Here is a 13,964-nt window from a genome sequence, read left to right on the forward strand (position 1 = left end):
GTTATTTGCTCGGCAACACAGCAAAGCCAGCGTGCACGTGTGCTGCCGGTGATACCAGGGATGCCGCGCTACGTAGCTGATAATTGATCAGAACCAGGCTTAACAACAGGGCTGCACCGCCCAGGTTATGCGCCACAGCCACCAGTAGCGGCAGATGAAACACTACATTGCTGATGCCTAGGCTGATCTGTACACCCAGTGCCAGCACCAGCAAACCGGCGAGCCGCGACAAGCCGTGGCGTTTAAGTTGCCAGGCTAGCAGCAACAGCACGAGGGTCACGATTACTGCGCCTAAGCGATGGGTCATATGAATGGCGGTGCGTGCATCGCTGTCGAGTTGGCCGCCTAGGTAATTAGGGCCGATGTGTTGGGTCAGGTGAAAACCGTTGGCAAAGTCCATCGCCGGCCACCATTCGCCATGGCAGGTCGGCAAGTCGACGCAGGCCACCGCTGCATAGTTGCTACTGACCCACCCACCAAGGGCGATCTGCCCGATTACCGCCAACAGTGCCACCACCGCCAAACTGCGTACTCGTCCGGGCAGCTTCGGTAACGCCGGCACCGCACCGGACAAACGCAAGGTCAGCAGAAATAGCAGGCTGAGGGTGGCGAACCCGCCGAGCAGGTGCGCCGTCACCACTTGCGGCCACAGCTTGAGGGTTACCGTCCACATACCAAAGGCGGCCTGCAGGGTCACCAAACCCAGCAAAAGCAGCGGCAGTTTTAGTGGCTGCACGTGCTCATGACGACGGCGCACCGCCTGCACGGCCAAGCCGAGAATCACCAGACCGAGCGCACCGGCAAAATAGCGATGGATCATTTCATACCAGCCTTTAGCGACCTCCACTGGCGCTTCAGGAAAGCGAACTTCGGCCAGTGTTTGCTTATGCTCGCTCATCGGTACGCCGATAAAGCCGTAGCACCCAGGCCAATCCGGGCAGCCTAAACCGGCATGGGTCAAACGGGTATAGGCGCCCAGTAGCACCACAACCACAGCGAGTAGGGTGGCGAACAGCGCGAGGCGGTAACCGGGTTTGCTCATCATCAGTCCTTAACAACTGGCCGCATTAATCAATTTGCGAGATTTTCAGCAGGTGCCGCAGGTCATTAAGAATCGACTTACCCTTGCTGGTCGCGTCATAACGCAGCACCAAGTTGCCTCGTGGGTCGACGATCCACAGTTGCGCGCCTTCTACCTGGCTTGCAGTTTTAGCATAGGCCTCCAGCTGCAACTGATAGCGCGCTAACTGCGGGTATTCACGGCGCAGCTGGGCGTCGTAGTCATCACTCAAGGGTTGGGCAATGGCCAGCCCATGCGCCGCACGGCTAACGTCACGATTCAGACCGATGTGCACCTGACGGGCGAGAAACACCAACTCTTTGCAGCCGGCGTCACAAACCTGCGGCACGGTGACCAGTAATTGCCAGCGTTGTTCGTCGGCACCGATTACGCCGAGATCAGCCCGGCTCTGCCCGGTGCCGATCAGTTCGCCGTGATAACTGCGTGTTTCCGGCACCCAAAAACGCCACTGGTACATGGCCGTGGCGAGAATCATCGGGCCGATGACCACAGCTAAAATCAGGATCAGCTGCAAACGCCCCCTGCTTCGCTGGCTGGACGACACGTCAGGCAATGTGATGGCTGGGTTCATGGCGAGTCTCCCGCGCGTTGAATAAACCTAAATAGATAAACAAACCGAGTAAGGCTGCCGCCAAAGCGAACCACTGCACGGCATAGCCAAGGTGCTTATCAGGGCTCATGGCGATAATCGGCCAGTCGCTCTGAAATGATGCCGGGCCTGGTTCAAGGCGTACCTCATAGCTCAGGCCGCCGCGCCCCAGTTGCTGCCAAAGGGCATCTGGCTTGACCTCGCTGATCAGCCGTGGCCAGCCACTTGCAGGTTCTGCAGCCTGGAGCTGAAACCCCTCACCGAGCGGCACATACACCGTGGCCTGCAAGCGCAGTGGCGTATCTGGGGTGGCAAACGAAGGTGGAATACGCCGATCCGGCCATGGCAACCAACCACGGTTGAGCAACAGCCACAGACCGCTGGCTTGGTCATAAAAGGGTTGCAGCACCTCGACGCCTACTTTGCCGTCACGGGTGCGGTTATCCAGCAGCAGGGTGTGGCCCACATCGAAGAAACCTTGCACGTGCACGCGCTTATAAGCGGGGTTGGAATGCTGCTCCAGCTCATCAATGCTGATTGGCGTGGATAACTGCTGGGCGTGGTGAGTGATCACTAGCAAGCGCTTTTCTTCCGCCCGCGCCAATTGCCAAAAGCCCAAAGTGATTAAACAGGGGAACAGCAGCAGGACCAGCACGCTGGGCAGCAGGCCAGGCCGGAAGGTTTTCATATCACCCGCCTTGGTGCTCTGAACAAGCTGGCTATACTGCAGCTGAAGCGCATTTGCCTTTCCCCATCACTACTTATGGAAGTTACGCATGCTCAAGGCCGCGATCGTCCTGCTGCTACTGGCCACTGTGGCCAGCCTATTCAGTGGTCTGTTCTTTTTAGTTAAGGATGAAGGCCAAACCTCTCGGGTAGTCAATGCACTGACGGTCCGCGTGACCTTGACCGGCCTGACTGTAGCCCTGATTACCTGGGGCTTTTTCAGCGGCCAACTGGTTTCACACGTAACCTGGTAGCGCCGTTAAATCACATAGACGAACACGAACAAGCCGATCCACACCACATCCACAAAGTGCCAATACCAGGCCGCCGCCTCGAAACCGAAATGCTGCTCGGGGCTAAAGTGGCCGCGGATTACCCGAACCAGTATGACCCCCAGCATCAACGTACCCAGCGTGACGTGGGCACCGTGAAAGCCGGTAAGCATAAAGAAGGTAGCGCCGTAGATGCCCGAGCCAAGGGTCAGGCCCAGCTCGGTATAGGCATGGATGTATTCCTCAACCTGTAACACCAGAAAAGCGATACCCAGAATCACTGTCAGCGCCAGCCATAGCGTCAGCGGCTTACGGTGGTTTTTGCGCAGCGCGTGGTGGGCGAAGGTCAGCGTGACGCTAGAGGTCACCAGCAAAATAGTGTTGATCAGCGGCAAGCCCCACGCGCTGATGGTGCCACTCGGCGCCGGGAAAAGTTTAGGGTCCGGGGTATTGAGCAGCGGCCAGCTGTATTCGAAGCCCGGCCAAAGCATGTTGGCAATACCCTTATCGCCTTCGCCACCCAGCCATGGCCCAGCCCACGTGCGCACGTAAAACAGCACCCCGAAGAAAGCCGCAAAAAACATCACTTCGGAGAAAATAAACCAGCTCATACCCCAGCGGAATGAGCGATCCATTTGCGGGCTATACAGGCCGGAGCGACTCTCTTTAATCACATTACCGAACCAACCAAACAGCATATAAGCGAGAAATAAACCGCCGATAAAAAAGATCAGCGGGCCATTAGAGTCGGCTCGATCAGCCTTCATGTCGTTGAACCAGGTGCCTACGCCGTAAACCGAAATAAGCATGCCCAAGGTCGCGATAATGGGCCACTTGCTCTGGCTCGGAACGTAGTAGTTCTCGTGAACGTCGGGACTCGACATTTATTGTTCTCCTTATTGAGACGCCCGAGTAAGGGTCACTTGCGCCACCGGCGGTTTGCTCGCGGTGACATCAAACAAGGTGTAAGCCAAGGTCAGGTGACGAACATCCGCCGGTAGATCTCTATCGACGATAAAGCGCACTGGCATTTCGACACGCTCGCCAGGTTGCAGTACCTGCTGGGTAAAGCAAAAGCATTCGGTTTTGTGGAAGTAAGCCGCCGCTTTCGACGGGGCCACGCTGGGGATTGCCTGAGCGGTCATCGGCTTGTCTGTAGGGTTGTAAGCTACAAACAGCATTTGCGTGCTGTCGCCTGGATGCACCACCACTTCGTCCGCTTGGGGGCCGAACTCCCAGACCATCTCGGCGGAGTTCGTAGCGAGAAACTGCACCCGCACTTGGCGCGACTCATCGGTAGTTTGTAGGCCTGCTTCATAGGCGCCGGCTGTCTTGCCGTTAATACCAAAGGCTTGGCACATCACGTCATAGATCGGCACCAAGGCGAAGCCGAAGGCAAACATACCCACCACCACGAATGACAGGCGGATAACCAAGCGGCGAGTCAGGCGCTCCTCAGTCATGAGCCAGTCCTTTACGGTGCTCGTGCTCATCACTCATATCGGGTGGTGTTGTGAAGGTGTGATAGGGCGCTGGCGACGGCACACTCCACTCCAGCCCTTCTGCACCATCCCAAGGTTTGGCGGCAGCAGGTTTACCGCCACGGATGCATTTGATGACGATAAACAGGAACAGCAACTGGGTAGCGCCGAACATAAAGGCGCCAATGCTCGAGATCATGTTGAAGTTGGCGAACATCATGTTGTAGTCGGGAATACGCCGTGGCATGCCAGCCAACCCAACAAAGTGCATCGGGAAAAACGCTAGGTTCATGCCGACAAAACTCATCCAAAAATGCAGTTTGCCGAGGGTTTCGTCGTACATATGGCCGGTCCACTTCGGCAACCAGAAATAGGCCGACGCAAAGATGCCGAAAATCGCCCCTGGCACCAGCACGTAGTGGAAGTGCGCCACCACAAAGTAGGTGTCGTGGTACTGGAAGTCTGCCGGAGCGATGGCCAGCATCAAACCGGAAAACCCGCCAATGGTGAACAGAATGACGAACGCTACTGCAAACAACATGGGCGTTTCGAAGGTCATTGAGCCGCGCCACATGGTGGTCGCCCAGTTGAATACCTTGACTCCAGTAGGCACGGCGATTAGCAACGTGGCATACATAAAGAACAGCTCGCCGGTCAGCGGTATGCCGACGGTAAACATATGGTGCGCCCAGACGATAAACGACAAGAAGGCGATGGACGCCGTTGCATATACCATCGAGGTGTAGCCGAACAGGGGCTTACGCGCAAAGGCTGGGATGATTGCACTGACCGCGCCGAATGCCGGCAAGATCATGATGTACACCTCGGGGTGGCCGAAGAACCAGAACACATGCTGGAACAACACCGGGTCACCACCGCCAGCAGCACTGAAGAAGCTGGTGCCAAAGTGAATATCCATCAGCATCATGGTCACGCAACCTGCCAGCACTGGCATCACCGCAATCAACAAAAAGGCAGTGATCAGCCATGTCCAGACGAACAACGGCATCTTCATCAAGGTCATGCCGGGCGCGCGCAGATTAAGGATGGTGGCGACTACGTTGATCGCACCCATGATCGAACTGATGCCCATCAGGTGCACAGCGAAGATAAAGAAGGTGGTGCTTTCGGGTCCGTAGGTGGTCGATAACGGTGCGTAAAAAGTCCAACCGAAGTTCGGCCCGCCGCCTTCCATAAATAAGGTGCTGATCAACAGACCAAATGCGGCAGGCAAGAGCCAAAAGCTGAAGTTGTTCATGCGCGGCAGGGCCATATCCGGCGCGCCAATCATCAGCGGGATCATCCAGTTGGCCAGGCCAACAAAAGCCGGCATCACCGCACCAAACACCATGATCAGGCCGTGCATGGTGGTCATTTGGTTAAAGAATTCCGGCTGCACAATCTGCAGGCCCGGCTGGAACAACTCAGCACGGATCACCATGGCCATACTGCCGCCGAGCAAAAACATGGCGAAGCTGAACCACAGATACATGGTGCCGATGTCTTTATGGTTGGTGGTCAACACCCAACGCATCAGGCCTTTGGCTGGGCCGTGGTGATGGTCATGTCCGGCATGACCGTGGCCAGCATGGCCCGGATCGATCACTGCACTCATGTCCTTACTCCTGAGCCTGTTTGAACGCGAGGATGTCTTTCGGCGTAACCATGTCCCCTACCGCATTGCCCCAGGCATTACGTTCGTAGGTGATGATCGCGGCGATGTCGACTTCCGAGAGTTGCTTACCGAAGGCGGCCATCGAGGTGCCTGGCTTGCCATTGATCACGACATCGATATGACCTTTAGCAGGCCCCTTGGCGATGGCAGAGCCTTTCAGCGCCGGGAACATCGGCGGCAGGCCTTCACCGCTTGGCTGATGGCAGGCTGCGCAGGCGGTGTTGTAGGCTTTCTCGCCCCGCACCATCAGCTCATCCATGGTCCATTCTTTACTGGTGAGTTCCTTTTCGGCAGCGGCCAGTTGCTTGCGCTCAGCCAGCCAGGTGGCGTAGTCCTCTTTCGACTTGGCCTCGACCACCACAGGCATAAAACCATGATCCTTGCCGCACAGCTCGGTGCACTGACCCCGGTAGATGCCGGGCTCGTCGATACGCGTCCATGATTCGTTGATAAACCCAGGAATGGCGTCCTTCTTCACCGCCAGAGCCGGGACCCACCAGGAGTGAATCACATCGGCAGCAGTGATCAGAAAGCGCACCTTAGTGCCAACCGGCACCACTAAGGGCTCATCGACCTCAAGCAAGTAGTGCTCGCCTTTGGTCGCCTTGTTATTAATTTGCTCTTTGGGGGTGGTCAGGTTGCTGAAGAACTCGACATCTTCACCCAGGTATTTGTAGTGCCACTTCCACTGGTAGCCCGTTATCTGAATATCCAACTCAGATTCGGAGCTGTCATATATGTCGATCAGCACCTTGGTGGCAGGTACTGCCATGACGATCAGGATGGCCAACGGCACCACCGTCCAGAGGATCTCGACTGTGGTGCTTTCATGGAAGTGTGCCGGTTTATGACCGGTGGAGCGGCGGTGGACGAGCATCGACCAGAACATGGCACCAAACACGATCACGCCAATGACGACGCAGATCCAGAAAATGGTCATGTGCAAATCAAATACTGAACGGCTGACCTCGGTGGCACCGGGTGTCATGTTGAAGCCCCAGCTGGCGTGCGCCGTGCTGAATACCAACCACAACAGGAGGCCCATCCAGACTCGTGGATGTCGCATCATTGCGGGTTCCCCTTAATTATTCTTGTTATCCCGCCGAATCGGTCAGCGGCTTGCCCTCACACAGGTGAACATCGTTGTGTGAACGGTCAGCGCCGCAGCTGCTTCGGAGTTATCAGGTACTGCCTTGCGAGTTCGAGTATAGACACGGACTTGCACCTGGCAACGCGAAAACCAAAATGAGCAACGCCCTGCGCTAACCACCTGAGCGCACGGATGGCGCGAGGCAGAACAAGAGGATCACGCATGCATATAACCATCACGCATAACTACCTGATAATTATGACAATTAGGTCTTAGCTGATGACTGGCTATGGGGGGTTGGAGGGATGAGGCCTATTGGGCCCATCGTTTAGTTGAAGAGATGAATGACCGGTCTATCATCCACCTCGGCGCACTGTTGATTGCGCTGGATACCACGATGGTCAATCTGATCAGCTCGATGAAACGGCATACCACGCCGTCCACGGCATGCGACCTGCCCGTTTTACCCGGAATTGAGTGCAGGCCTGCCGCGAGCGCCTGGACAGCCCGCAGACCGAAGCTGCACGGCAACGTTGGTCGTGTCTGCCGTGTCAGCTTGGGGTCGAGTTGCAGCTGGATAAAACGCCCGTCAACGCTTAAGTCAGGCCGCGACTAGCAGTAACAGCAGTGGCAAGCTAGCTGCCGCCAGCAAGGTTTGCAGCGTGATAATCCCCGCCATCAAATGACTGTCACCACCCAGTTGGCGGGTCAGCACATAAGCCGTTGGGGCCGTCGGCAAAGCAAAGAACAACACCAGCACAGTCCGTTCCATGGCTGGCAACTGCAGGCCGTAGGCAACTGCCCACGCCAGCAGCGGCATGGCCAGCAAGCGCAGCAAGCTGTTGCTGACTAACGCTGGCACCTCTCCACCGAGCTGTTCAGGTTTTAAGGCAGCGCCAACACACAGCAAACCCAGCGGCAGGCTGGCGGCGGCCAACAAACTGAGTAAACGATCAGTGCCGCCCGGCAAGCCAAAACCACTGAAATTAACCAGCGCGCCGCCTAGGCAGGCAAGGATCAACGGGTTCTTGGCGATGGGTAACAACAGGCTGCGTGCGCTGACGCTACGCTCGGCTGTCAGCGACCAGACCGACAGCACATTCACCGTCGGCACCATCAAAGCCAGCAGCAACGCCGCCAATGTCAGCCCGGGCTGACCAAACAGGCTGCCTACAGCGGCTAAACCAAGGTAGGTGTTGAAACGCAAAACACCCTGCGTGAAGGCCCCGAAACGCCCCGCCGGCCAACCACGTAAACGCCGTATCAGCAGTAACGCCAGCCAGGCAATACCCAGCGCCAGCAAGACCGCCAACGCCAAGCGCGGCAACGCAGGGTTGTCCAACGGCGCTTTGGCCAAGCTGCTAAACAGCAGCGCCGGGAACAAAATAAAGTAATTGAGCCGCTCAGCGCCGGGCCAAAACGCTTCACTGGGGAATGCCCAGCGGCGCAGGTAATAGCCCGCCACAATCAGGGCAAACAGTGGCCACAAGGCCAATAACAACTCAAGCACAGCAACCTCCGGCCACAAGCAAGCCGCCATCTTGGTCAGCCGTAATGTGCGGCGCAAGCTCGCCAGTGATATTAAGAGGCCCAGCTAGGGCAGTTGCAGACCGCCTGCGGCTTTGTGCAAAGCACGCAGATGCTGGCCCAGCTGCGCCAAATTAGCTTCTGCAACCTGCAATTCGGCCAAGCGCGCGGGCTCCAACAGGGTACGCACTTCGTGGTCGAGGTTGTCGCTGAACTGCCGCAGTTGCTGCTGACGCGTTTGGCTTTCGCTTTCCAGACGCTGCCATTCGGCACGCTGCGGCAGACCATAACCGCCCTCAAGCAACTCGGCTGGACGACTGAGAAAACCACTGTTAGCGAGTATCTGCTGCAGCGCGCCACCCGCCTTGCCCAGCGTTGGGTCACCGTCATCACGGCCGCTCAAATAGCGACGCTTGAGTTCATCCTGCGCCAGTAATAATTGCCGGCGAAGCGCTGCCTGCTCGAGCAGCAGCAGAGCAGCGCTGGTGCGCAGATCAGCGCGAGCGAACCACGGCTGGCGCTGTTCAGCCGGCAGATTTAGCCAGTCCTCAACCTGTACCTGCTCAATCGGCAAATGCGCCTGCAACACGCTGAACATGGCCTGGTAGCGATCACGAAACGAGTCAAAGCGATAACCCAGGCGCAGCGCCTCAGCGGCATCGTCCAGCACACTGTGGTCGGCCAGGTCGCGGGCCACCAAGGTGTCCAGTAAACCATTAGGCATGATGCTGTCGAGCGCATGCAGGCTAGGATGTTGGCTGCCACTGCGCAGCAGCTTGAGGGTTTCCACCGCGCAGTTATTGGAGATAAACCAATAATCGCCGTCATAACTCCAGTGCTGCTCGACGGCGCGGGTAACCAGTTGTTCAAGCTGCGTGCGATCCAGTTTGAGCGGCACCGAGGCCAGGCTGCGTAATTCAACCTTGGTGTATTCCTCGATCACCTGAGCCAACGGCAAAACAAACAGCCGCGAGGGATAAACACCCGTCAACCCATCCCAACTGGACAGCTGCACGTCGCCAACAAAGGCACGGTAAGACAGCACCAGATGCTCTTGTAGATCCAGCCGGCAGGCAGGCCCCAACGGTCGACCCGGCGCGCAGATCACCAAACGCAGCATGCTATGGCCCCAGCGACTGGCCAGCGCGTCGTTGGCCTCGGCCAGCAGGTAATCCACTTGGTAGACCCGCCGCGGATCAATGCGGCCCAGCGGCTGGCGAGCGAAGTCGCGCCCGGCATTGAGGTAGGCCAAACCTTCGGCGCAAGGCTGCTGGTTCGGCGGTGCCCAGGCAAAATGCGCGCTCAGGTAGCGCGCCAACGAGGGCCGGCGACAAGCGTAGCTGGGGTCGAGAAGGAAGTACTCCATATTCACCGCGAGAAACTCGCGCGGGTTGCTCAGCTCATAACGGTCTGGGCTGCGCTCGACCTGGTGGTTCTCCCGCTCACGCGCACCCCGTCGACCGACCTGTTGTGGCCAGCCGGCAAGGTCAAGCCACTGTGGGTCATCGCTTAAGCTGAAACGCCGCGCCGTCTGGCCGCGGCAATGGTCCGGAAGGCCCACAGCACCTAGGCTCTGCTCGCGTTGGCGACACTGGTGTTGCTGTTGTTTATCTGCTTGTGACCAAAGCTGGGCACGGTCATACAGATGGGTAAGCTCGTGCAGAACGGTTGCCAGCAACTCGCGGCGCACAGTGCCATGAGGACGTTGCGTAGGGGTTGTGGCGCTGCTGCCATCGCTCAGCGCCGGTAGCAGCGAGGCATTCAGCTCAATCCCACTGAAGCGTCCCGCACGGCCATAGACCTGCGCCGGCAAATCGCGCCAACGCACGCTTACGCGGCGATCAAGCTGGTGTTTGAAACGCGGCGGCAAGGCGGCAAGGGCATCTTCCAACAGGAGCTGGCTGGCTTGGCGCTCGCTAACGCTGAGCGCAGCGTGGTGCAAGTGCAGGCGCAATTCGGCCTGGCTGCTGGTGCTGGCCAGCAGCGCCAGCGCCAATAGCCAGACACGTGACCAGCTCACAGCGCCAAGATAGCTTCGGCCAATACTAGGTCGGAGACGCCTTGCGCTTCAGCAACATGGCTGCGGATGACAGTAATGGCTGCTTCCAGTTGCGCACCACGGATTTGTCCCTCGGTCGCGACGAAACTTGCCGCGTCATCGCGTGCTGCCAAGACGATTTTCGAATCACGAATCGAGGTGGTGGTGTCCGAAGAGAAATCGAAGGTGCGATCCAGCGCGCGCACAATGATATTACTGGTCGCAACAAGGGTCTGCGCGTGAACAGTGGCACTAAAAAGAACCGCCGCGACTACAGCGCTGAGTAAAACAGGACGCATACGTATCTCCAAAAACAGCGATCAACCCGATGAGGTTGCCTAGGCCACATTCTAGCGCGAGGGGGTGCCGAGGTGCTCAGGCAAAACCTGCCTGCGTCAGAAGTACAGACATTAGAGGCTGAGAATAGCCGCCGCTAGCTGCATATCATCGTTACGCAGCGATGGAATCTGCTGACGAATATGCTGTAGCGCAGCCTCTAAGCGCGCCCCGCGAATGCTGCCTTGGCTGGCAACAAAGGCGGCCGCGTCATCGCGTGCGGCCATTACGACCTTGTCATCAGTAAAAGACGAAGACGCATCGGAACTCGCGTCTGAGGTCGCAGCCACTGCACCGACGACCGAATCGGTGGTCACCACAAAACTAGTGGCACCCGCCGTACTGGCAAACGCCAAGGTTGCTGCAAAGGCAACAGTCTTCATTGCATTCATGTTCTTACTCCAGAAAAGATCGACATCAGGCAAGGCCAGTGTAGACCCTGGCCTTGCAGGATGGTTGCCGAGTGGCTCAACACCCAAGCAGTATTTCCAGCCCGGCATGTCGCTGCACCGCAGTGACTACTCCCACGCTCTGTGGCGCAATCACCCATGAAAGACCGAAAAGAGCACTTTTAGGGTGCGCTGATGCCAGAAACAGCAGCTCAAAATTGTTATGGCACATTAACTTTTTATGCCCACTGTACCGCTTAGAGCCCAGCAGGCTGTTTGGCTAAACCCTGGACGGATACCTTTCTGCCGCCCACAAAAAGAAAGCCCCAACGCAGGGCGCTGGAGCTTCAAAAAATCCCATAAAGGGAGGAGCAGAAATCGGTGTCTGGTGGTAATTAACGCCAGAAAGGCTTGCTCAATTCGGTCTGACGCTGGGCTTCGCTGATACCGGCGTCCGCGAGCAGGCGGGAGTCTAAGCGGGCAAGCTGGCGACGACTCACAATGCGACGCTGCCATTGCAGAACAGAGGTAAACATACGCAGCGGCAGAGTGCTGGAGCCGGTGGCTTGGCTGTGATCAAAAAACAGATCGGAACTGAGGGTACGTTCCATGGTGTTCATCCTTCCGCTTGTGGCGGGTCAGTGGTGTATTGCTTTGTATAATTATCCCCACTGCTCCCGATTCACCATAGCCACAGCTGGATGAAATTACAGCCAAAATAGATAGCTTGCTTTGTAACTGTTCGGTATTTTTTCTATCAGCTGTACTGGCTATAAGTGCTTTAGCCTAAAATATGTATTTATGCAGGTAAAACAGCTTAGTAAATTGCTTAATGGCAGTGATTTTATTCAGGTACAGTTACAGATTGCACCGCAATCATAGTTGACCTGTTTCTCAGATTTTTCCTCGAACGAGACCTTTTCCTGATCGAGAGGACAGAAAAAAGCCCGACTTCTAAAAGCCGGGCTTTTTCAACAGCGTCGCTGCGATTATTAATCGACCGCTTTAACCATATCTTCGATGACTTTCTTGGCGTCGCCGAAGACCATCATGGTCTTATCCATGTAGAACAGTTCATTGTCTAGGCCGGCGTAACCGCTGGCCATCGAGCGCTTGTTGACGATCACGGTCTTGGCTTTGTAAGCATCCAGAATAGGCATGCCGGCGATCACCGACTTTGGATCGGTCTTCGCGGCCGGGTTGACCACGTCGTTGGCACCCAGCACCAATACCACGTCGGCTTGGCCGAACTCGGAGTTGATGTCGTCCATCTCGAACACTTGCTCGTAAGGCACTTCGGCCTCAGCCAGCAATACGTTCATATGCCCTGGCATACGACCGGCAACCGGGTGGATGGCGTACTTTACGGTGACGCCACGGTGAGTCAACTTCTCAACCAGCTCCATCAGCGCGTGCTGGGCACGGGCCACTGCCAGGCCGTAACCCGGGACGATGATCACGGTGTCGGCGTTGGTCAGCAGGAACGCAGCGTCATCGGCTGAACCGGATTTAACCGGCCGCGCCTCCTGCGCGCCCGCTGGGCCAGCTTCTGCCGGAGCACCACCGAAACCACCGAGGATCACGTTGAAGAACGAGCGGTTCATCGCCTTACACATGATGTACGAGAGGATCGCGCCGCTCGAGCCCACCAAGGAGCCGGCGATAATCAGCATCGAGTTATTCAGCGAGAAGCCGATACCGGCCGCCGCCCAGCCTGAGTAGCTGTTGAGCATCGACACCACCACCGGCATGTCGGCACCGCCAATCGGGATGATGATCAGCACGCCAATCACGAAAGCCAGCGCGACCAAGATGGCGAACGCGGTAAGGTCACCAGTGAAGGTGTACATCAGGCCGAGACCAAGAATCGCCAAGCCAATGGCCAGGTTGATCCAGTGCTGGCCCTTGAACTGTACCGGTGCGCCTTGGAACAGGCGGAACTTGTACTTGCCCGACAGTTTGCCGAAAGCGATCACCGAACCGGAGAAGGTGATGGCGCCGATAGCTGCACCGAGGAACAACTCCAGACGGTTGCCAGCAGGGATGGCATCACCCAACGCTGCAACAATACCCAAGGACTGCGGCTCAACCACGGCGGCAATGGCGATAAACACCGCGGCCAAGCCAATCATGCTGTGCATAAAGGCAACCAGCTCGGGCATCTTGGTCATTTCGACGCGTTTAGCCATCACCGTGCCGACCGTGCCGCCGACTAGCAAGCCGACAATCACGTAACCGATACCGGCCGTGGCCAGCTCAGCGCCGAGCTTGTAGATCAAGCCAACGGTGGTCAGTACCGCCAAGCCCATGCCGAGCATGCCGAACAAGTTGCCGCGACGGGAGGTAGTTGGGTGCGACAGGCCTTTAAGCGCCTGAATAAAACAGATCGAGGCAACGAGGTAGAGAACCGTGATCAGATTCATGCTCATCAGTTCTTCTCTCCCTTGGAAGCCGCGACTTTCGGCGCTTTTTTCTTGAACATTTCCAGCATGCGGCGGGTGACCAAGAAGCCACCAAAGACGTTGACCGCCGCCAGCGCAACGGCCAGCGTACCCATGGTTTTACCCAGCGGGGTGACGGTCAACGCGGCAGCCAGCATGGCGCCGACGATGACGATGGCGGAAATCGCGTTAGTCACCGCCATCAGTGGCGTGTGCAGAGCCGGTGTCACGTTCCAGACCACGTGGTAGCCCACGTAAATGGCCAGCGCAAAAATGATCAGGTTGTAGATGCCGTCGGAAATCATATCCATGTGCGTTA

General features: G+C 57.2%; 15 protein-coding genes. 1 reads left to right on the forward strand and 14 read right to left on the reverse strand.

Annotated features, from left to right (window positions below):
* Window position 1: 1 nt before the first annotated feature.
* From WF513_RS16750 to WF513_RS16760, 3 genes are read right to left on the reverse strand one after another with little or no spacing between them, the layout of a single operon-like run.
* Entirely contained in the window at window positions 2–1,042 is a 1,041-nt protein-coding gene (locus WF513_RS16750; RefSeq protein ID WP_339080533.1) for a COX15/CtaA family protein, read from the reverse strand.
* Between the two features lie 25 nt (window positions 1,043–1,067).
* Window positions 1,068–1,652 (reverse strand): hypothetical protein, encoded by a 585-nt coding sequence (locus tag WF513_RS16755; RefSeq protein ID WP_339080534.1) that lies wholly within the window; start codon window positions 1,650–1,652, stop codon window positions 1,068–1,070.
* On the reverse strand, window positions 1,627–2,358 hold the full coding sequence (locus tag WF513_RS16760) for an SURF1 family protein (RefSeq protein ID WP_339080535.1): 732 nt from the start codon (window positions 2,356–2,358) through the stop codon (window positions 1,627–1,629). The genes WF513_RS16755 and WF513_RS16760 overlap by 26 nt, the downstream gene beginning before the upstream one ends.
* A gap of 88 nt (window positions 2,359–2,446) precedes the next feature.
* Between WF513_RS16760 and WF513_RS16765 the strand changes: the two genes are divergently transcribed.
* A complete protein-coding gene (locus WF513_RS16765) occupies window positions 2,447–2,650 on the forward strand; it encodes a twin transmembrane helix small protein (protein WP_339080536.1) in 204 nt (67 codons plus the stop codon).
* A 5-nt stretch (window positions 2,651–2,655) separates the two neighbouring features.
* Here the strand turns inward: WF513_RS16765 and WF513_RS16770 are convergent, their stop codons facing one another.
* The 11 genes from WF513_RS16770 to WF513_RS16820 form a co-directional block, all read right to left on the reverse strand.
* The gene (locus tag WF513_RS16770; protein WP_339080537.1) at window positions 2,656–3,552 is read right to left on the reverse strand and encodes a cytochrome c oxidase subunit 3; all 897 of its coding nucleotides are present in this window, start codon (window positions 3,550–3,552) and stop codon (window positions 2,656–2,658) included.
* 12 nt (window positions 3,553–3,564) lie between these two features.
* Window positions 3,565–4,131, reverse strand: a complete 567-nt coding sequence (locus WF513_RS16775) for a cytochrome c oxidase assembly protein (RefSeq protein ID WP_339080539.1) — start codon at window positions 4,129–4,131, stop codon at window positions 3,565–3,567.
* A complete protein-coding gene (gene ctaD / locus WF513_RS16780) occupies window positions 4,124–5,764 on the reverse strand; it encodes a cytochrome c oxidase subunit I (RefSeq protein WP_339080540.1) in 1,641 nt (546 codons plus the stop codon). Before ctaD ends, WF513_RS16775 begins: the two co-directional genes overlap by 8 nt.
* A 4-nt stretch (window positions 5,765–5,768) precedes the next feature.
* Window positions 5,769–6,893, reverse strand: coding sequence for a cytochrome c oxidase subunit II (gene coxB / locus WF513_RS16785; RefSeq protein ID WP_339080541.1), 1,125 nt, complete (start codon window positions 6,891–6,893; stop codon window positions 5,769–5,771).
* A gap of 622 nt (window positions 6,894–7,515) precedes the next feature.
* Window positions 7,516–8,454 (reverse strand): AEC family transporter, encoded by a 939-nt coding sequence (locus tag WF513_RS16790; RefSeq protein WP_339080542.1) that lies wholly within the window; start codon window positions 8,452–8,454, stop codon window positions 7,516–7,518.
* 54 nt (window positions 8,455–8,508) lie between these two features.
* Complete coding sequence (locus WF513_RS16795) at window positions 8,509–10,461, reverse strand: DUF4105 domain-containing protein (protein WP_339080543.1); 1,953 nt, start codon at window positions 10,459–10,461, stop codon at window positions 8,509–8,511.
* Window positions 10,458–10,778: a DUF2388 domain-containing protein gene (locus WF513_RS16800; protein ID WP_339080545.1), complete on the reverse strand. Its 321-nt coding sequence runs from the start codon at window positions 10,776–10,778 to the stop codon at window positions 10,458–10,460. Before WF513_RS16800 ends, WF513_RS16795 begins: the two co-directional genes overlap by 4 nt.
* A 111-nt stretch (window positions 10,779–10,889) precedes the next feature.
* Window positions 10,890–11,207: a DUF2388 domain-containing protein gene (locus tag WF513_RS16805; RefSeq protein WP_339080546.1), complete on the reverse strand. Its 318-nt coding sequence runs from the start codon at window positions 11,205–11,207 to the stop codon at window positions 10,890–10,892.
* A gap of 392 nt (window positions 11,208–11,599) precedes the next feature.
* A complete protein-coding gene (locus WF513_RS16810) occupies window positions 11,600–11,815 on the reverse strand; it encodes a DUF1127 domain-containing protein (RefSeq protein ID WP_339080548.1) in 216 nt (71 codons plus the stop codon).
* A 381-nt stretch (window positions 11,816–12,196) separates the two neighbouring features.
* Entirely contained in the window at window positions 12,197–13,633 is a 1,437-nt protein-coding gene (locus tag WF513_RS16815; protein ID WP_339080549.1) for an NAD(P)(+) transhydrogenase (Re/Si-specific) subunit beta, read from the reverse strand.
* Window positions 13,633–13,956 (reverse strand): NAD(P) transhydrogenase subunit alpha, encoded by a 324-nt coding sequence (locus WF513_RS16820; RefSeq protein ID WP_339080550.1) that lies wholly within the window; start codon window positions 13,954–13,956, stop codon window positions 13,633–13,635. The genes WF513_RS16815 and WF513_RS16820 overlap by 1 nt, the downstream gene beginning before the upstream one ends.
* Window positions 13,957–13,964 lie beyond the last annotated feature (8 nt).

Source organism: Pseudomonas sp. TMP9 (assembly GCF_037943105.1).
In the GTDB taxonomy this organism is placed as follows: Bacteria; Pseudomonadota; Gammaproteobacteria; order Pseudomonadales; family Pseudomonadaceae; genus Aquipseudomonas.

Excerpts from the sequence above, each read along its gene's own strand:
- WF513_RS16750 (WP_339080533.1), bottom strand. The coding sequence starts at position 1,042 with ATGAGCAAACCCGGTTACCGCCTCGCGCTGTTCGCCACCCTACTCGCT.
- WF513_RS16755 (WP_339080534.1), bottom strand. The coding sequence starts at position 1,652 with ATGAACCCAGCCATCACATTGCCTGACGTGTCGTCCAGCCAGCGAAGC.
- WF513_RS16760 (WP_339080535.1), bottom strand. The coding sequence starts at position 2,358 with ATGAAAACCTTCCGGCCTGGCCTGCTGCCCAGCGTGCTGGTCCTGCTG.
- WF513_RS16765 (WP_339080536.1), top strand. The coding sequence starts at position 2,447 with ATGCTCAAGGCCGCGATCGTCCTGCTGCTACTGGCCACTGTGGCCAGC.
- WF513_RS16770 (WP_339080537.1), bottom strand. The coding sequence starts at position 3,552 with ATGTCGAGTCCCGACGTTCACGAGAACTACTACGTTCCGAGCCAGAGC.
- WF513_RS16775 (WP_339080539.1), bottom strand. The coding sequence starts at position 4,131 with ATGACTGAGGAGCGCCTGACTCGCCGCTTGGTTATCCGCCTGTCATTC.
- ctaD (WP_339080540.1), bottom strand. The coding sequence starts at position 5,764 with ATGAGTGCAGTGATCGATCCGGGCCATGCTGGCCACGGTCATGCCGGA.
- coxB (WP_339080541.1), bottom strand. The coding sequence starts at position 6,893 with ATGATGCGACATCCACGAGTCTGGATGGGCCTCCTGTTGTGGTTGGTA.
- WF513_RS16790 (WP_339080542.1), bottom strand. The coding sequence starts at position 8,454 with ATGGCGGCTTGCTTGTGGCCGGAGGTTGCTGTGCTTGAGTTGTTATTG.
- WF513_RS16800 (WP_339080545.1), bottom strand. The coding sequence starts at position 10,778 with ATGCGTCCTGTTTTACTCAGCGCTGTAGTCGCGGCGGTTCTTTTTAGT.
- WF513_RS16805 (WP_339080546.1), bottom strand. The coding sequence starts at position 11,207 with ATGAATGCAATGAAGACTGTTGCCTTTGCAGCAACCTTGGCGTTTGCC.
- WF513_RS16810 (WP_339080548.1), bottom strand. The coding sequence starts at position 11,815 with ATGGAACGTACCCTCAGTTCCGATCTGTTTTTTGATCACAGCCAAGCC.
- WF513_RS16815 (WP_339080549.1), bottom strand. The coding sequence starts at position 13,633 with ATGAGCATGAATCTGATCACGGTTCTCTACCTCGTTGCCTCGATCTGT.
- WF513_RS16820 (WP_339080550.1), bottom strand. The coding sequence starts at position 13,956 with ATGGATATGATTTCCGACGGCATCTACAACCTGATCATTTTTGCGCTG.